The organism is Flavobacterium sp. T50_26, assembly GCF_057652995.1.
On record NZ_JBYFCC010000040.1, the window covers coordinates 1 to 17,379 of the forward strand.

The window sequence follows — 17,379 nt, forward strand, 5'->3', positions numbered from 1 at the left end:
GAAGCTTTTGAATGGTGGGTCTAAGGTTTTGCCTGCTTTGCAGGAGATTGCTTCGCCAGTTCGCTATCGCTCGTGTCTTATTTCGACTTCGTCATCTTGCGGAATGAAAAAACTGAGACTGGGACTGATGACTGAAAACTCCTTACTAACTACTGCTCCCCTAGCCCCGATTGAAATCGAAAGCCCGGATTGTTGGGGTTGTGTGAGGCTTGCTCTGCCAAAGCGACCAACGGAAGCTCTTGGCAGAGCTTAGCCGAACCAAACCCAACAAACGGACTTGGAATGGAAAGCGGGAATAGCTTCTTGAAAATCTTGTTTTAATATTACCTATATATATTGTGTGGGATTTTGTAATCTTATATATTTGCAGTCCATAAAAATTTAGGCATGATAAAAATTAGTTTACCTGACGGTTCGGTTAAGGAGTTTGAGAAGAATTCGACTCCGATGGATGTTGCGAGAAGTATTAGTGAAGGTTTGGCGAGAAATGTGATTTCTGCGTCGTATAATGGCACTATTGTGGAAACGACGACGGAATTGACCACGGACGGTTCACTCATATTATATACGTGGAATGACAAGGAGGGTAAAAAGGCTTTTTGGCATTCGACTTCGCACGTCATGGCTCAGGTTTTGGAGGAGCAATATCCGGGAATTAAGCTAACGCTTGGTCCTGCGATTGATAATGGGTTTTATTACGATGTGGATTTTGGTGATACGAAAATTACGGAAGCTGAATTTAAAGCCATTGAAGACCGAGTTTTAGAAGTTTCGAGAGAGAAGCACGAGTTTAAAATGCGTTCAGTTTCGAAAGCGGAGGCTTTGGAAGTATATAAAAATAATGAATATAAGACGGAATTGATTTCAAATTTAGAAGACGGAACGATTACGTTTTGTGATCACGCTAATTTTTTTGATTTGTGTCGCGGTGGTCACATTCCGAATACGGGATTGATTAAGGCGATGAAAATTATGAGCGTGGCAGGTGCTTACTGGCGAGGTGATGAAAAGAACAAGCAGTTGACTCGTGTTTACGGTATTTCGTTTCCGAAGCAGAAAGAGTTGACTGAATATTTGGAATTGCTGGAAGAAGCCAAACGCAGAGACCACAGAAAATTAGGAAAAGAGTTGGATTTATTTGCTTTTTCGCAAAAAGTGGGTCAAGGTTTACCACTATGGTTGCCAAAAGGTGCTGCTTTGCGTGATCGTTTGGAGCAATTTTTGAAAAAAGCTCAGAAAAAAGCGGGTTATGAACAAGTTGTAACGCCACATATTGGTCAGAAAGAATTGTATGTTACTTCGGGACATTATGCTAAATATGGTGTTGATAGTTTTCAGCCGATTCACACTCCGGCAGAAGGCGAAGAGTTTTTGTTGAAGCCGATGAATTGTCCGCATCACTGTGAAATTTACAACACAAGACCTTGGAGTTACAAAGATTTACCGAAGCGTTATGCAGAATTTGGAACGGTTTATCGTTATGAACAAAGTGGAGAATTGCACGGATTGACAAGAGTTCGCGGATTTACGCAAGATGATGCCCATATTTTTTGTACACCGGACCAATTGGATAGCGAGTTTAAAAAAGTAATTGATTTGGTTTTATATGTTTTCAGTTCATTAGGATTTGAGAATTTCACGGCTCAAATTTCGTTGAGAGATCAAGAGAACCGAGAAAAATATATTGGTAGCGATGAAAATTGGGAAAAAGCAGAAAATGCTATCATCAATGCTGCAAGAGACAAAGGTTTAAATACGGTTGTAGAATATGGCGAAGCTGCTTTTTACGGACCGAAATTAGACTTTATGGTGAAAGATGCTTTGGGAAGACAATGGCAATTGGGAACCATTCAAGTAGATTATAATTTACCGGAGCGTTTTGAATTGAATTATAAAGGAGCGGACAATGAAATGCATCGTCCGGTGATGATTCACCGAGCACCATTTGGTTCGATGGAACGATTTATTGCCATTTTATTGGAACATACAGCAGGAAATTTCCCACTATGGTTAATGCCTGAACAAGCTATAATCTTGTCTTTGAGTGAGAAATATGAAAATTATGCCGAAAAAGTTTTAACTTTGCTAGAAAATCACGAAATTCGCGGCCTGCTTGACAACCGCAACGAGACAATTGGCAAGAAAATCAGGGATGCGGAAGTGAAGAAAATTCCGTTTATGATTATCGTTGGCGATGAAGAAGAGAAGAACGGCACGATTTCTGTGAGAAAGCACGGTCAAGAAGGAAAAGGAAATATCACGGTTACAGTTGACGAATTTGCAAAAATTGTAAACGAAGAAATAAGCAAAACATTAAAACCATTTGTAGTTTAACTTAAAAATTAAAAGTCATAGCAATTAGAAACAACAGGGGATATCAACCCAGAGTAGAAAAGAAGGCAGCACATAGAATTAACAATTTAATTCGTGTTCCCGAAGTGCGATTGGTAGGTGAAAACATCGAGCCAGGAGTTTACAAAATCTCTGAAGCTTTACGTTTAGCCGAAGAATTTGAGGTGGATTTGGTAGAAATTTCTCCCAATGCAGAACCACCGGTTTGTAAATTAATGGACTACGGTAAATTTATCTACGAGCAAAAGAAAAGAGATAAAATGCTCAAAGCCAAATCGACTCAAATTGTAGTGAAAGAAATTCGTTTTGGACCACAAACGGATGAGCATGATTATGAGTTTAAAAAGAAAAATGCCGAGAAATTCTTAAAAGAAGGAGCAAAATTAAAAGCTTTTGTATTCTTTAAAGGACGTTCGATTATTTATAAAGAACAAGGTCAAATTCTATTATTACGTTTGGCTCAAGATTTAGAAGATCTAGGGAAAGTGGAAGCTTTGCCTGTTTTGGAAGGAAAGCGAATGATTATGTATCTCGCCCCTAAGAAGAAGAAATAAGTTGCTGAGCAACTGAGGTTCTGAGTTGCTGAGAATTTTCTTAGCTCTTCAGAAACTAAAAAATAGTAAGTAAGTTGAATCACAAATAAATTTGGGAAATTATGCCTAAAATGAAAACAAAATCCAGTGCTAAGAAGCGATTTAAAGTAACTGGCTCTGGAAAAATCAAGAGAAAGCACGCTTTTAAAAGTCACATTTTGACTAAAAAATCTAAAAAGCGTAAATTAGCTTTAACTCATTCGACTTTGGTTCACAAAACCGATGAGAAAAGCATTAAACAACAATTAAGAATTATATAATTGTATTAAGATTTGAGTATTAAGTATTAAGACTTTAGTATTAAGTATTAAGACTTTAGTATTAAGACTTTAGTATTAAGACCTTAGACTTGAATCCTAAAATAATTAAATTCTTTAGGTTAAAAATTATTTAATAACCTTGGAGTATGGCCGATAAGTTCCCTTGATTAAATTCGGGACGCCTGCTACAAAAAAACAAGAAAATTATGCCAAGATCAGTAAATTCTGTTGCTAAAAGAGCACGAAGAAAAAAAGTATTAAAGCAAGCCAAAGGTTTCTTTGGTAGACGTAAAAACGTTTGGACGGTTGCTAAAAACGCGGTTGAAAAAGCCATGGTTTATGCTTACCGTGACAGAAGACAAAACAAAAGAAACTTCCGTTCGTTATGGATCATGCGTATCAACGCTGGTGCTCGTTTGGAAGGAATGAGTTATTCTCAATTCATCGGAAAAGTAAAATCTAACGGTATCGAATTGAACCGTAAAGTGCTTGCAGATTTAGCAATGAATCATCCGGAAGCTTTTAAAGCAATTTTGAATAAAGTAAAATAAACGTTTTAACAATCCGATTTTAACTTACTTATATAGAAAAGAGTTGTCTGAAAAGGCAGCTCTTTTTTTATTATCTTTATACAATATTATTTTCTTTAAAATCTCAACTTATGTTACGAGTAATTTTAGGCTCTGTTTTAGTAATTATAACAATGCTACTTGTGCCTTCGGTCGAAAAGGCGTTGTTTTTCTTACCACTCATTTTTGCACTTTCTGTAAGTTTAGTGAATACTGACAAACTCAAATTAAACAAAGCTATTGGAATTGTTTTAAGTGTTGGCCAAAGTTATTTGGTTTTTCTGGGATTAGGAATTGTAATTTACTTTTTTGATGAATGGATTCAAAATATCACCAATGGCGATAGTTCAGAATTAGAAGGCGTAGCATTGATAACTATTGGCGGTTATTTAGCAGCATTGTTGCTATTTTACTTCTACTCGTTTTTATTTAAAGTGATTGATTTTAAATTTAGTTTTTGGGCAATTAGTATATGCCACACACTCGTTGTAATTGTGATGTTTGTTTTTTCTAAAAATGAATACCTTCAGTTTGGTGTAGAAAAATTTCCAGCCTATTTGATTTCATGGTGCATTTTCATAAGCTTAGCTTACAGTATTTCGCTCAATAGAGAGCTTTTCCACAAATCTTCAAAAATAGTAACTAGTGAGTCTCAAAATGTTTAAATCAATGGTGCTTTTCTTTTAAATTCAAGAAAATAATTAATTCGGATATCGAAATTTCTCTGTAAATAATATTTTTAGGATATACTATAATCTTTCTATCTTTGAGAAAAATATAACTCATGCCGCAAATTACGATTCTTTCACATCAGGAAATTGAGCATAAAATTAAGCGAATTGCTTATCAAATCTACGAAACATTTGTAGATGAAGAAGAAATTATTCTTGCCGGAATTGCCAAAAACGGCTATGTTTTTGCAGAAAAATTAGCGGTAGAATTGAGCAAAATCGCTACAATAAAAATCACATTATGCGAAGTTTATATTGACAAACATGATCCGTTTAGAGCGATAACTACTTCCCTACCCAAAGAAGAATATCAAAACAAAGGTATAATTTTGGTTGATGATGTTTTAAACTCAGGAACAACATTGGTTTATGGAGTGAAGCACTTCTTAGATGTTCCGTTAAAAAAATTCAAGACTGCAGTTTTGGTAGATAGAAATCACAAAAAATATCCTGTAAAAGTTGATTTTAAAGGCATTTCGCTTTCCACTTCTTTACAAGAACATGTGCAAGTGGTTTTTGAAAAAGAAAACTGTTTTGCTTTTTTAAGCAACTAATGTTTTAATTTCTTCTACAACCTCTTCAATTGATTTGTCGTCAGTAGAAATAATATGCTTTGCTTGATGGTAATAAAAACTCCTGTCAAAAAGATGTTTGGCTATATATTCTTTTAGATCCTCCTCGCCCATTTCTGCGATGAGTGGTCTATTGGATTTGTTTTTTTTCAAACGTCCATAAAGCTCTTCTACGGAGGTTTTGAGATAGATTGACACAACGTTGACGTTTTGCAATAAAAGGTGATTATTCGCATAGCAGGGAGTTCCTCCGCCCAAACTCAGAATAAATTCATCATCCGATTCAATTAATTTTTTAAAAACTTCATGTTCTAATTTTCTAAAGTAAAGCTCTCCTTTGGTTTTGAAGATAGAATTGATTGATAAATTTTGTTCATTTTCAATCAAAACATCTAAATCCAAATGCTTTTTTTGCAAAACGTTTGATAGTTTAGAAGCAATTATTGTCTTTCCCGAACCCATGTATCCAAGTAAAATAATTTTTTTTTGCATAATAAATCCCTGTATAATAAGGCGTTAAGAAAGATTAAATTAAAAATACAAATTTAAGACAATTTTGCTTTGAAAAATAAATAATAAGACCGTATATTTGCACCCGCATTCAAGAAATTGTATTTGACTCGATAGCTCAGTTGGTAGAGCACAACACTTTTAATGTTGGGGTCCTGGGTTCGAGCCCCAGTCGGGTCACAAAGAGATGTTGCAGTGCAACATATTTACAAATTTTTAGGATGCATTGACTCGATAGCTCAGTTGGTAGAGCACAACACTTTTAATGTTGGGGTCCTGGGTTCGAGCCCCAGTCGGGTCACAAAAGAGACGTTGCAGTGCAACGTCTTTACTTTTTTAGGTTACAAGGCCACGTGGAGAAATTGGTAGACTTGCCATCTTGAGGGGGTGGTGCTGAAAGGCGTGTGGGTTCGAATCCCATCGTGGTCACATGATAAATTTTAAAAAACGTTAAGTTAACTTAGCGTTTTTTTATACATAAAATTTAATTATTGCAATCGATTATTCTTCAAAAACAACCAATCGTACTATTTTTCCTTATTAAATCTACTATTTTCAAAAATAAACCATAAAAAAATAGTTCATTAATTAATAATTACTAATTTTGTTTAACAAATATAGCGAAAGAATGAACAATGTAAAAAATGTTTTCAGCATTAAAGATCTTGAAAATTTATCGGGAATCAAAGCTCACACCATTAGGATCTGGGAAAAACGATACAATGTTCTTGAACCCATGCGTACAGACACAAACATTCGCTATTATGATTTACCGGCTCTTCAAAAGCTTTTAAACATTACATTACTTCACAATCATGGTTACAAAATTTCTAAAATTTCGAAATTAACTCCCGATAAAATAAGTATTCTTGTTCGAGAAATTGTAAATGAAAAAAGTGTAAAACATCATGCCATTAATGCTTTCAAAATGGCGATGATGAATTTTGATCAAACATTATTTTTCAACACTTATACCAATTTACTTTCTGAAAAATCATTTCGAGAGGTTTTTTATGAGATTTTCATTCCGCTCATGAATGAAATTGGTTTGCTTTGGCAGTCTGAAACTATTTCTCCTGCTCATGAACATTTTATCAGTTACTTGGTAAAACAAAAATTACTGGTTAACACCGAAAAAATACAACTTTTAGAACCAACCAAAGACGATCGTGTATTTGTACTTTTTCTTCCATTAAACGAAATTCATGAACTCGGATTGATGTATCTTAATTATGAAATTATTCTTAACGGCTACAAAACTATTTACTTGGGAGAAAGTGTTCCAATTGAAAGTTTAAAAGACATCAAAAAATATTTCGACAAGGTCACTTATATATCATACATGACCGTTGAACCTTCTAAAGATGATATCAATAATTATCTAAAAGAAATTCATACTGAAATTTTAGAAAGTAGTCAATCTGAATTATGGACAATTGGTCGATTAACTGAGTTTATAAAAGAAGAACAACATCCCAACGTAAAAGTATTTGGCTCAATTTTAGAAATGTCAAATAATCTTTAATTTTTCCTTAAATCTTTTTTTTGTTTAACTTTTTGACTATATTTGTTAAACAATATGAAAAAAGATATATTTATAATCGGTTCCGGTTTTTCAGCTTTAGCTGCTTCTTGTTATTTAGCTAAAGAAGGTAACAATGTTACTGTTTTTGAAAAAAATTCCACTATTGGCGGTAGAGCCAGACAATTGAAAAAAGAAGGTTTTACATTTGATATCGGTCCAACTTGGTATTGGATGCCCGATGTTTTTGAACGTTTTTTTAATGATTTTGGCAAAAAGCCTTCCGATTATTACGAGTTAATTAAACTTTCTCCGGCCTATCAAGTATATTTTGGTATTCGAGATTTTGTAACTATTGCAGATAATTTAAAAGATATCATTACAACATTTGAAAGTATCGAAAAAGGAAGTGGTGTTGTATTAGAAAAATTTATGTCCGAAGCAAAAAGTAACTACGACATTGCCATAAAAAATTTAGTTTACAGACCGGGAGTTTCGCCACTTGAATTAATTACGCCAGAAACTGCTTTGAAAGTAGGGCAATTTTTTTCAAACATTAGTAAGGAAGTTCGAAAGCGATTTAAGAATCAAAAATTGGTTCAAATACTCGAATTTCCGGTATTATTTTTAGGAGCAAAACCACAAGACACACCCGCATTTTATAGTTTTATGAATTTTGCCGATTTCGGAATGGGAACTTGGCATCCTAAAAACGGAATGTACAGCGTAATTTTAGCCATGGAAGTATTGGCTATCGAATTAGGCGTGAAAATTCAAACTAATTCAAATGTTGAAAAAATTATTGTAAAACAGAATAAAGCAGTTGGAATCAAAGTGAATGGTGAAGAAAAGTTTTGTGATGTTGTACTCAGTGGTGCAGATTACCATCATTCGGAAACATTATTGGATATTGAACACAGAGCATATTCTGAATCGTATTGGGAAAAGAAAACGTTTGCACCTTCCTCCCTATTATTTTATGTAGGTTTTGATAAAAAAATTGAGAATGTAGAGCATCACACCTTATTTTTTGATGTATCTTTCGACAAACATGCCGAAGCGATTTATGACAATCCAGCATGGCCGGAAGAACCGCTATTTTATGCTAGTTTTCCATCCAAAACAGATGATTCAGCTGCACCTATAGGTAAAGAAGCGGGAATATTTTTAATTCCACTTGCACCCGGAATTAATGATACGAATGAAATTAGAGAGAAGTATTTTAATATAATTATTAATCGATTTGAAAAACTAACGGAGCAATCTGTCAAAGAAAGTGTTTTATTTAAAGAATCGTATTGCGTAAATGATTTTATAAAAGACTATAACTCATACAAAGGAAATGCCTATGGAATGGCAAACACGTTATTCCAAACCGCTTTTTTAAGACCAAAACTGAAAAGTAAAAAAGTAGAAAACTTGTTTTTCACAGGACAGCTAACAGTTCCAGGTCCGGGAGTTCCACCTTCTTTGATTTCAGGGAAATTGGTTTCTGAATTAATCCAAAAAAATGCAACAAAACGTTAAAAATTCTTGCTATGAAATCTGTTTTTGACAATATATCTTATGAATGTAGCAGAAATGTCACGAAGACTTACAGCACTTCCTTTTCTTCTGCAGTGAAAATGTTGGCTCCTTCTATCCGTCAGGATATTTATAATATTTATGGTTTTGTTCGCTTTGCAGATGAAATTGTAGATTCATTTCACGAGTATGATAAAGAAACCTTATTTACTTTATTTGAAAGTGATTTACAAAATGCTCTTCACCACAAAATTAGTTTAAATCCGATTTTAAATTCATTTCAACATACTGTGAATCGTTATGAAATTCCAAAAGAATTGATTGATGCTTTTATGAAAAGTATGAAATTAGATTTGCATAAAACGGAATATAAAACTTCTGAAGAATACCAAGAATATATTTATGGATCGGCAGATGTGGTTGGATTAATGTGTTTAAAAGTTTTTGTAAACGGCAATGATGCAAAATTTGATGAACTAAAAGAAAGTGCCATGCGATTGGGTTCTGCTTTTCAAAAAGTAAATTTTTTGAGAGATTTAAAAGCAGATTACGAAGAGTTAAACAGAACCTATTTCCCTAACACCGATTTAAATCAATTAGACGAAACGTCAAAACAAATCATCATTGCAGAAATTGAAGCCGATTTTGAAGCCGGTTTTGAAGGAATTCGTAAATTGCCAATTGAAGCAAAATTTGGTGTTTATACGGCTTATGTTTATTACAAAAAATTACTTTCAAAACTAAAAAAGACACCTTCACTAGCCATCAAGAACACCAGAATTAGAGTTCCCGATTATCAAAAGGTGGGATTATTGGCCAAATGTTACATCAACTATCGATTTAAAACAATATAATATGAGTATCTGGATTCACATTTTAGTATTCTTTTTAACCTTTTTCATGATGGAATTCATGGCTTGGTTTACACATAAATATGTTATGCATGGTTTTTTATGGCATTTGCATGCCGATCATCACAAAAAAGATCATGATTCTTGGTTTGAACGAAATGACGCATTTTTTATTTTTTATGCTATTGTAAGTATCAGTTTCTTTTTGCTTTGGAAATACAACATTTTAGAAATCGGTTTAGCCATTGGAATTGGCATCTTTGCTTATGGATTAGCCTACTTTTTTGTACATGATATTTTTATACACCAGCGATTCAAATTGTTTAGAAACGCCAATAACATTTATGCAAAAGCAGTAAGAAGAGCTCATAAAATGCACCATAAACACTTAGGAAAAGGTGATGGAGAATGTTTTGGAATGCTGGTTGTGCCTTGGAAATACTTCAAAAAATAGCGAATTCTGATTATTTTAAAACTTAGGAGAATAAGAAAACGGTTTTTGAAAAATAATTTAGCATAAACTATTATTTTTTACTTCCTTAGCAAAAACAATTTTTATGCATTTCAAAACCATCCTATTTGTCTTTTTTTTGGGAAGTTTGTCTGCTTGGAGTCAAAAAAACATTGATCCAACCCCTAATGATATTGAACTCGCCAAAACCATTCGCGGAAAATACAGCAAGCAAGATGTTGCTATTTTGGAAAGTATTGAAATTGTGAATTTTGGTTTTAATAAATCAACTTCAAATGTCACAGTAGATTTATCTGTTAAGGAAGTCTTGATGAATATTAATCATCGTGCAGATATTTACAAATATGAATTTTATGATAGTTCGTCAAAAATTGAAACGTTTTTGTTGAAATATCGGAATGAAAAAACAGCTTCCTTCCCCATTAAAGATGAGTTTTACAAAGATAAAGACTTGTTTTACAACGATGCTCGAGTGAAACATGTTCAAATTGATTTTCCAGTTCAAGGATACACTTATAATTATTCGATGGACAAGAAATTTGACGATGTTAAGTATTTTACTTCGCTTCACTTTAATGATGAATTTCCCGTAATTGAGAAAAAAATTGAAGTTACAGTTCCGGATTGGCTTGAAGTGGAATTAAAAGAAATGAATTTCAACGGACATGCTATCATCAAAACCGAAACTAAAGATTCTAAAAATAAATCCACAACATATTTATATACTTACAAAGATATTCCTGCTGTTTTTGATGAACAAAGCAGTCCCGGGAGATCTTATTTATATCCGCATATCTTAGTTTTAGCCAAATCGTATGATTATAACGGAAAGAAAAGTAATCTTTTTAAAACCACTGCTGATTTATATGGATGGTATAAATCGCTCGTAGATCAGATGAAAGATGACACTGAGCAATTAAAAAGCAAAGTAACAGAACTTACTGCCAAAGCAACTTCAGACGAAGAAAAAATAAAAAACATCTTTTATTGGGTGCAAGACAACATCCGCTATATTGCTTTTGAGGATGGAATTGCAGGATTTAAACCAGACGATTCACATCAAGTTTTTTCCAAACGATATGGCGATTGTAAAGGAATGGCGAACCTAACAAAACAAATGCTTAAAATTGCCGGCTTTGATGCACGTTTAACGTGGATTGGAACCAAACACATTGCTTATAACTATTCCATTCCTTCCTTAGTTGTTGATAATCATATGATTTGTACTGTTTTTCAGAATGGGAAGAAAATTTATCTTGACGGAACAGAAAAATTTAGTTCATTAGGAAATTATGCCGAACGAATTCAGAACAAAGAAGTAATGATTGAAAATGGAAGTGATTTTATTATTGATAAAATTCCGACAACTTCAGCCGAAACAAATAAGGAAACATTCAGAGCAAAATTAGTTATTGAAAAAGACAAATTAAAAGGAACTTGTAACCGAACGTATTCCGGTGAAAGCAGAAGTCAATTTTTAAACATTTATAACAGTTTTGAAACGGACAAAAAAGCAGAAGCTTTAGAATATTTTTTAGCCAAAAATGATAAAAATAATAAAGTAAAAGAAATTAATGCAAGCGATTTAAAAAACAGAGATACAAAACTCACGATTGATTACGCCTTAGAATCTTCCAATAGAATTAGTGAATTTGATGAAGAAATTTACTTGAGTTTTGAATTTATGAACGAATATAAAAGTTTTTCGTTCAAAGATCGTGAAACCGACTATGAGTTAGATTATAAAACTTGGTATGATTCCGAAATAACCATCACACTTCCTGAAGGTTATAAAATAGATAAATTACCTGAAAATTTGAGTCAGAAAAGCGAAGATTACGATATTGAAGTAAGTTTTTCATTAAAAGGAAAAGATCTTGTTTATAAAAAAGTATTCGTTTTCAAGAATGCAATTATTCGAAAAAATCAACAAGAATCGTGGAATGCAGCTCACAAAAAATTAACCGAACTTTATAATTCATCTATTACTTTATCAAAATCATAGTTTTATGAAAAAAATTCTACTTATCTGTCTTTTTGTAACTGTTTCGTTAACTGCTCAAGACGATGTTAAAATCAGAGAATTCTTTTGGGGAAAAAACGATCCACATTCTAAAACAATGAGTATTCCTGATAAATGGAAAAATGAATCGGCGGTAATGATTTACAAATATGAATTTCACGATTATCATAAATTCGGATCAAATGTAAATTACACCTCTGCATTGCGAAATAGAGTAAAATTGCTTGATGAAGCTGCAGTTAAAGAGTTTTCTGAATTCACATTCAAAGAACGATTTTCTTCTGACAAAGGCTGGAGCAGACGTGCCGGAAAAAACATTTTAGGCATAAAAGTGGTAAAACCGGATGGAAAGGAAACAATCATTAATGTAAGCAAAGAAGCTGTTGATGCTGATAAAGAGAAAAAAATTGCCATTCCAAATTTAGAAATTGGTGATATTATTGATTATTACTTGCATTCCGAAGAACCTTTTAAATCGCAATTGGAAATGGGTTTTGATCCGGTGGAAAGAACATTGGGCGATGTTTATCCAATCATGGATTACAAGTTAATTTTTCAAACGGAAAACGATTTCTTTTTAAATTTTGCTACATATAATGGAGCACCGGAACTCAAAGAAATTCCGAGTAATAAAGGTGGTGAACGTCATTATGAATTTGCTGCCAAAGACATTGAAAAAAATGAATTTCCAAGATGGTTTTATCCATTGATTGAATTGCCTTGTTACAAATTTCAAGTGTTTTTTGCCCGTTCAGGAAAATTTGAAAAAAGAGCTGAAGCCTTTCTTTCTGAAAAGGAAAGTATAGTAAAATCAACCGTTTCTAAAGAAGATGTTTTTAATTATTACAACACAAAATTCAGACCATACGGAGATTTAGGTCACATTGAAAAATTCTTAAAAGGAAAAAGTTTCAGTTCTGATGAAGAAAAAGTTCGAGAAGTTTATTATTTCACGAGACATCAATACTTTACTCAATATATAGAAGCTTTTGTGGCAAAAGATGCCAACATTTTCTATCCATTTGATTTATATCCGAATGCTATATTTTTTCAAAAGGAGGAAGAATTTATTAATCACTTCATGGCTTTTTTAAAAGACAACAAAATTCCGTATGATATAGTGATTGGTACAGCTCGATACAACGGCCCGATAACCGATTTATTAATTCAACAAAATATAACAATTCTACTTCGTGTAAATACAACAAACCCGGTTTATCTTGAGTTTTTTACACCTTTTTCGTCTGCAGATCAATTTAACTATCAACTTGAAAACACAAAAGCCTATTTGCTTCAAATTTCTAAAAATAAAAAAGTGGTAGATTCTGAAATGATTTCTCTTCCTGGTTCTACCAAAAAAGATAATGTTTCAAAAAGCGTTAGTAAGGTTATACTCAATGAAGATTTAAACAGCATTAAAGTTGACAGAGAAAATTATTTTTCCGGGCATTACAAACCAAGTGAGCAATCTAATAAATTATACTTTTTTGATTATGTATATGATGATTATGAAAAATATGGCACTACATCTTTGTTGGAAAAAGTGAAAAATAAAAAGAAAAAAGATCAATATCAAAAAGAATTTGATGCATTAATCGCTAAATATAAAGATTCTCAAAAAGAAAATTTTACTAACAGTGTAAAAGAAGAATTTGGTCACGATGTAGAAGATTATACCATGAATATAGAAAATTCAGGAAGATTTGGCAGCAAAGAACCAATGGCTTACAAAGAATCTTTTACTATCAAAGATCATTACATAAAAAAAGCCGGAAATAATATTATTTTAGAATTAGGAAAATTTTTAACCTCACAGATTGAACTTTCTGAAAAAGAAAAAAATAGACCAAATAATATTCACATGAGTTTTCCAAGACAAATTGAACACGAAATTCAATTTGAAATACCTGAAGGTTATACAGCTTCCGGTTTAGATAAATTTAATAAAAATGCTGTAAATGAAACGGGTGGATTTGTGAGTTCAGTTACGCAAAATGGAAATTTAATCACCATAAAAACCACAAAATCATATAACAATTATTATGAACCAAACAGTAACTGGAACAAAATGATTGACTTTTTGGAAGATGCTTTTCAGTTTACTCAGGAAAAAATTCTATTGAAAAAGAATTAACTTAGCAATACATAAAAAGAAACCCTATAAAGATTTATAGGGTTTTTTAATTTTTAAAATACTCTAACCAAATTAAATCCAAAAGCAATCTCGCCATCACTCCAATCACCCGTAGTTTGACCTAAAAAGCCACTCTCGTGCATTGCTCTTGCATTTGTAAAATGCATTTGAAAAACGTGTCCGCCGGTTTCTAAATCTACTCCAATAGAAAGTGGATTTCTATAAATGGATTGAGAAGCTCGGTTAAGATGTGCTGCATAGTCCACATTTACAGACCATCTGCTGGTAAGTTTATAACGTCCGCCCAGTCCTATTGCAAACTGACTGTTATCTTGTGGATTTGGAATAATTGCCTGATTATCTTCGTCTAAAATATCACGCAATGTATTTTCATGAAAATACGATGGAGCTATTTGCAAGGATAGTTTTTCCGAAAATTTTCTGGATATTAAAAGTTGGGTTACATAACTCAACCTATTTTCAAAAGTCAAATTAGGATAATCTTTGTCTTTTAATTCTGTATTCACTGCAATACTGTTGAAACCAACAATTGTAAAGGGAAATCCGTCTTTAATTTGTGATCTTAATTGATATTTAGCAGCAACGTCATACGTTTCCTGAAAACCACTTCTGGCAACATGAACGGTTAGCCAATCGTTTACACCATACAAAAACTTGAGCTGAGTATTTGCATTATCCAAACCAAAAAAATCATCAAAACCATTTTTAAAATAATCAAAACGATGAGCAACTACAAAATAAAAATCACCTTTTGAAGCTAATTTAGTAGATTCTAAATTAATAATTTTTAGTGATTTAAATGCTGATTCAACTTTTACATTTGTTTCAACTGTATCAATATCACTTAATAAATCATTTTGAGCCAAAAGTGAAAATGGTAAAAAAAGAAGTGTGATTAGTTTTTTCATAATAAAAAAAATAGTAGCGATTTAGACTACTATTTACGTTATAAAGTTAGTATTAGTTTTAATTCACAATTACCTTTTTCCATGATTTTTGAGTATCATTTACTAATTCTAATAAATAAACTCCTGTTTGCAAACCTACAATGTTGATGTCAACATTTTCATCACCGTTTTCCACTTCAATAGATTTTACAAAAGCTCCGGTTTGAGTATAAATATTTACTGTGTTCAAAAAAGTTTTAGTTTGAATGGTAAAATCTCCTTTAGTTGGATTAGGAAATAGTTTAGAGGCATTTAATGAAAAATCTTCTACGCCAAGTGTAGTTAAAGGAGTATTAAGCAATACATCTCTGTTCGAAGCACCATGATAAGCTAATGTAAATGATGCAGAACCAAATTTTGCCCAAGCAATATCGATATTATTGTCTGCAAAATTAAAGGTAAAATCATTTGAATCGCCTGTACTAAATGGTCTGGAAAAAACGATTGTTCTTCTTCCTGCCTCAGGAACATTATTTTGATTTGAAACTAATACCCAATTATTATTTTGATCTGTGGTTGGTGCAGATCCAATACCGTTATGTCTGGCATCAACAAGTGTGGTGCTATTCCAATAAACTACATCGGCACCATTTTCCATTCCGCCTTCAAATGAACCAAATTGAAAGGCAAACCATCTGTCATTAGGTCCAGAAAGTGTTAAAGTAGCCGTTGAAGTGTCATTGTCAAGCAGTAAAATTCCTGAGTAATCATTAATAAAGTTTAAAACTCCCGTCGTTTTCTGTTGAGCAAATAACATTGTTGTTAAAAAAGTAAATAAAAATAAAGTAATTTTTTTCATAGCATTGTTTATTTTAAGAGGTTAATAATTTCTTCGTTTCCTGAAAAAACTGCATACTCAAAAGCTGTTTTTCCTTTATTATCTATTTTTGTTTTATCAGTTTTATGTTTTAATAATGCTTTTACCAATTCAACATTTTTAAATTGCGTAGCGTAAATTAAAGCAGTTGTTCCATTTGGATCCGTTAAGTTTGGATTACAGCCTTTTTCTAAAAGTAGCTTTGCTATTTCAACATTGCCTTTCACGGCACAAGCCATCAAAGCAGTTCCCATGTCACTCGACGCATCAATATTTTTAACATTACTAATTAAAAACTTAGCCACTTCATTGTTCCCTCGATAACACGCCAAGATTAGCGGAGTGAATCCATTATCATTTTGCTCATTGATACAGTTTGGGTTATTCTCCATCAATTCTTTCAATTCAGCTACAGTTCCTGATCGAGAAATAACAAAAATATCTTTTTGACCTAATCCTTTGATAGAGAATAACATAATAAAGGTAATAAATAATTTTTGTATCATAACATAAATTTAATTCACTATTTCACATTGATCCATTTTCAATTCTTCTACTAAATCATCAAAACCCACAAACCTTCCTTTTACTTTTAACATTTGTTGAATTTTAAAATCCTCAGTTATTTTTTCTGACATTGTTAAGAATAATTTTTCATCTAAAACAATTGCATTATTTTCTAAATCCAACGAAGTTATTTTACCGTATGTTTCTATAGTTTTATCAGCATACTTTTTTGTGTTAGATTCGGTATTTTCAATAAAATCAGAATGTAGCTGAAGGACAGAGATAGAATAAATAGCCAACTCAGAACTAATTGTCCGGTGGCTTTTGTAAACATAAAAATATAGGAAAGCAGATACCAATAAGGTACCCAAAAAGAAAACAATGATTATTTTTTTTGTGATGGAGGATTTCATAGCAGGACAAATTTATTTATTTTTTTTAAATTATAACTATTATTGCGAATTTTATTTAATTTTGATTAAAAAACGATGAAAAATAAACCTATTAAATTACTTTGTTGCTTATTTACTATTTCTATTTTAAGCAGTTGTACAACCGATAGCTTATCAGATTTAACAACTGTTGAAGAAATAGAAATAGTTACTTACACTGAAAACATCAAATCAATTATTGACAACAATTGCATCATTTGTCACGCCTCAACTCCTGTAAACGGAGCTCCAATGTCATTAACCACATACGAAAACGTAAAAGAAGCGGTTTTAAATCGTGGCTTATTAGACAGAATTTCAAGACCAGAAGGAGAATCCGGTGCAATGCCATTTGGTGGACCACGACTTCCTCAAACCGATATAAACATAATTATTCAATGGAATACTAATGGTTTAATTGAATAATTCAAAAAGAAAAAGCAATGAAAAAGATTACATTACTAATATTAACGTGAGTTCGATATAAAATTACTGAAAAAGGATCAATTGTTTAGTGTCCACGAAGTTGTTTTTTAGAGATGG

General features: G+C 32.4%; 18 protein-coding genes and 3 tRNA genes. 16 read left to right on the plus strand and 5 right to left on the minus strand.

Translation table 11 applies throughout. From position 1 onward, the window contains the following. Positions 1-387: 387 nt before the first annotated feature. From thrS to AC23MC_RS15945, 6 genes are all read left to right on the plus strand, one after another. Positions 388-2,334, plus strand: a complete 1,947-nt coding sequence (gene thrS, locus AC23MC_RS15920) for a threonine--tRNA ligase (RefSeq protein ID WP_487569332.1) — start codon at positions 388-390, stop codon at positions 2,332-2,334. Between the two features lie 23 nt (positions 2,335-2,357). After that, positions 2,358-2,906, plus strand: coding sequence for a translation initiation factor IF-3 (gene infC / locus AC23MC_RS15925; protein WP_262510653.1), 549 nt, complete (start codon positions 2,358-2,360; stop codon positions 2,904-2,906). A gap of 101 nt (positions 2,907-3,007) precedes the next feature. Continuing rightward, the gene (gene rpmI, locus AC23MC_RS15930) at positions 3,008-3,205 is read left to right on the plus strand and encodes a 50S ribosomal protein L35 (RefSeq protein ID WP_091398482.1); all 198 of its coding nucleotides are present in this window, start codon (positions 3,008-3,010) and stop codon (positions 3,203-3,205) included. A 206-nt stretch (positions 3,206-3,411) separates the two neighbouring features. Continuing rightward, positions 3,412-3,756 (plus strand): 50S ribosomal protein L20, encoded by a 345-nt coding sequence (rplT, locus tag AC23MC_RS15935; RefSeq protein ID WP_112086596.1) that lies wholly within the window; start codon positions 3,412-3,414, stop codon positions 3,754-3,756. A 110-nt stretch (positions 3,757-3,866) separates the two neighbouring features. Beyond that, entirely contained in the window at positions 3,867-4,439 is a 573-nt protein-coding gene (locus AC23MC_RS15940) for a hypothetical protein (protein WP_487569333.1), read from the plus strand. Positions 4,440-4,558: 119 nt separating this feature from the next. Continuing rightward, on the plus strand, positions 4,559-5,059 hold the full coding sequence (locus AC23MC_RS15945) for a phosphoribosyltransferase domain-containing protein (RefSeq protein WP_487569334.1): 501 nt from the start codon (positions 4,559-4,561) through the stop codon (positions 5,057-5,059). On the opposite strand, the gene AC23MC_RS15950 is transcribed toward AC23MC_RS15945, so the two are convergent. After that, entirely contained in the window at positions 5,048-5,569 is a 522-nt protein-coding gene (locus tag AC23MC_RS15950; RefSeq protein ID WP_487569335.1) for a shikimate kinase, read from the minus strand. The genes AC23MC_RS15945 and AC23MC_RS15950 overlap by 12 nt on opposite strands. 125 nt (positions 5,570-5,694) lie before the next feature. Between AC23MC_RS15950 and AC23MC_RS15955 the strand changes: the two genes are divergently transcribed. From AC23MC_RS15955 to AC23MC_RS15995, 9 genes are all read left to right on the plus strand, one after another. Continuing rightward, positions 5,695-5,767: transfer RNA gene (locus AC23MC_RS15955), tRNA-Lys, on the plus strand. A gap of 48 nt (positions 5,768-5,815) precedes the next feature. Next, positions 5,816-5,888 (plus strand) — tRNA-Lys (locus AC23MC_RS15960). A gap of 46 nt (positions 5,889-5,934) precedes the next feature. Next, positions 5,935-6,016, plus strand: a tRNA-Leu gene (locus AC23MC_RS15965). A 199-nt stretch (positions 6,017-6,215) separates the two neighbouring features. Further along, positions 6,216-7,112, plus strand: coding sequence for a MerR family transcriptional regulator (locus tag AC23MC_RS15970; RefSeq protein ID WP_487569336.1), 897 nt, complete (start codon positions 6,216-6,218; stop codon positions 7,110-7,112). A gap of 54 nt (positions 7,113-7,166) precedes the next feature. After that, positions 7,167-8,636 carry a phytoene desaturase family protein gene (locus tag AC23MC_RS15975; RefSeq protein WP_487569337.1) on the plus strand — a complete coding sequence of 490 codons (1,470 nt, stop codon included), beginning with the start codon at positions 7,167-7,169 and terminating at the stop codon, positions 8,634-8,636. An 11-nt stretch (positions 8,637-8,647) separates the two neighbouring features. Continuing rightward, positions 8,648-9,487 carry a phytoene/squalene synthase family protein gene (locus tag AC23MC_RS15980; RefSeq protein ID WP_487569338.1) on the plus strand — a complete coding sequence of 280 codons (840 nt, stop codon included), beginning with the start codon at positions 8,648-8,650 and terminating at the stop codon, positions 9,485-9,487. A gap of 1 nt (position 9,488) precedes the next feature. Next, positions 9,489-9,938 (plus strand): sterol desaturase family protein, encoded by a 450-nt coding sequence (locus tag AC23MC_RS15985; protein ID WP_291091487.1) that lies wholly within the window; start codon positions 9,489-9,491, stop codon positions 9,936-9,938. Between the two features lie 103 nt (positions 9,939-10,041). Beyond that, a complete protein-coding gene (locus AC23MC_RS15990) occupies positions 10,042-11,961 on the plus strand; it encodes a transglutaminase-like domain-containing protein (protein ID WP_487569339.1) in 1,920 nt (639 codons plus the stop codon). Positions 11,962-11,965: 4 nt separating this feature from the next. Beyond that, positions 11,966-14,113, plus strand: a complete 2,148-nt coding sequence (locus AC23MC_RS15995) for a DUF3857 domain-containing protein (RefSeq protein ID WP_487569340.1) — start codon at positions 11,966-11,968, stop codon at positions 14,111-14,113. A 53-nt stretch (positions 14,114-14,166) separates the two neighbouring features. Here AC23MC_RS15995 and AC23MC_RS16000 read toward each other — a convergent pair whose 3' ends face one another. From AC23MC_RS16000 to AC23MC_RS16015, 4 genes are read right to left on the minus strand one after another with little or no spacing between them, the layout of a single operon-like run. Continuing rightward, complete coding sequence (locus AC23MC_RS16000; RefSeq protein ID WP_487569341.1) at positions 14,167-15,042, minus strand: DUF5777 family beta-barrel protein; 876 nt, start codon at positions 15,040-15,042, stop codon at positions 14,167-14,169. A gap of 58 nt (positions 15,043-15,100) precedes the next feature. Beyond that, positions 15,101-15,880, minus strand: coding sequence for a T9SS type A sorting domain-containing protein (locus tag AC23MC_RS16005; RefSeq protein ID WP_487569342.1), 780 nt, complete (start codon positions 15,878-15,880; stop codon positions 15,101-15,103). A gap of 8 nt (positions 15,881-15,888) precedes the next feature. Then, positions 15,889-16,404: an ankyrin repeat domain-containing protein gene (locus AC23MC_RS16010; protein WP_487569343.1), complete on the minus strand. Its 516-nt coding sequence runs from the start codon at positions 16,402-16,404 to the stop codon at positions 15,889-15,891. A gap of 9 nt (positions 16,405-16,413) precedes the next feature. Beyond that, the gene (locus AC23MC_RS16015; protein WP_487569344.1) at positions 16,414-16,818 is read right to left on the minus strand and encodes an OB-fold protein; all 405 of its coding nucleotides are present in this window, start codon (positions 16,816-16,818) and stop codon (positions 16,414-16,416) included. A gap of 75 nt (positions 16,819-16,893) precedes the next feature. On the opposite strand from AC23MC_RS16015, the gene AC23MC_RS16020 reads away from it, so the two are divergent. Continuing rightward, complete coding sequence (locus AC23MC_RS16020; protein WP_487569345.1) at positions 16,894-17,262, plus strand: hypothetical protein; 369 nt, start codon at positions 16,894-16,896, stop codon at positions 17,260-17,262. The last annotated feature ends 117 nt before the right edge of the window (positions 17,263-17,379 follow it).

Coding starts and splice junctions, on each gene's coding strand:
- thrS (WP_487569332.1), top strand. CDS start 388: ATGATAAAAATTAGTTTACCTGACGGTTCGGTTAAGGAGTTTGAGAAG.
- rpmI (WP_091398482.1), top strand. CDS start 3,008: ATGCCTAAAATGAAAACAAAATCCAGTGCTAAGAAGCGATTTAAAGTA.
- rplT (WP_112086596.1), top strand. CDS start 3,412: ATGCCAAGATCAGTAAATTCTGTTGCTAAAAGAGCACGAAGAAAAAAA.
- AC23MC_RS15940 (WP_487569333.1), top strand. CDS start 3,867: ATGTTACGAGTAATTTTAGGCTCTGTTTTAGTAATTATAACAATGCTA.
- AC23MC_RS15945 (WP_487569334.1), top strand. CDS start 4,559: ATGCCGCAAATTACGATTCTTTCACATCAGGAAATTGAGCATAAAATT.
- AC23MC_RS15950 (WP_487569335.1), bottom strand. CDS start 5,569: ATGCAAAAAAAAATTATTTTACTTGGATACATGGGTTCGGGAAAGACA.
- AC23MC_RS15970 (WP_487569336.1), top strand. CDS start 6,216: ATGAACAATGTAAAAAATGTTTTCAGCATTAAAGATCTTGAAAATTTA.
- AC23MC_RS15975 (WP_487569337.1), top strand. CDS start 7,167: ATGAAAAAAGATATATTTATAATCGGTTCCGGTTTTTCAGCTTTAGCT.
- AC23MC_RS15980 (WP_487569338.1), top strand. CDS start 8,648: ATGAAATCTGTTTTTGACAATATATCTTATGAATGTAGCAGAAATGTC.
- AC23MC_RS15985 (WP_291091487.1), top strand. CDS start 9,489: ATGAGTATCTGGATTCACATTTTAGTATTCTTTTTAACCTTTTTCATG.
- AC23MC_RS15990 (WP_487569339.1), top strand. CDS start 10,042: ATGCATTTCAAAACCATCCTATTTGTCTTTTTTTTGGGAAGTTTGTCT.
- AC23MC_RS15995 (WP_487569340.1), top strand. CDS start 11,966: ATGAAAAAAATTCTACTTATCTGTCTTTTTGTAACTGTTTCGTTAACT.
- AC23MC_RS16000 (WP_487569341.1), bottom strand. CDS start 15,042: ATGAAAAAACTAATCACACTTCTTTTTTTACCATTTTCACTTTTGGCT.
- AC23MC_RS16005 (WP_487569342.1), bottom strand. CDS start 15,880: ATGAAAAAAATTACTTTATTTTTATTTACTTTTTTAACAACAATGTTA.
- AC23MC_RS16010 (WP_487569343.1), bottom strand. CDS start 16,404: ATGATACAAAAATTATTTATTACCTTTATTATGTTATTCTCTATCAAA.
- AC23MC_RS16015 (WP_487569344.1), bottom strand. CDS start 16,818: ATGAAATCCTCCATCACAAAAAAAATAATCATTGTTTTCTTTTTGGGT.
- AC23MC_RS16020 (WP_487569345.1), top strand. CDS start 16,894: ATGAAAAATAAACCTATTAAATTACTTTGTTGCTTATTTACTATTTCT.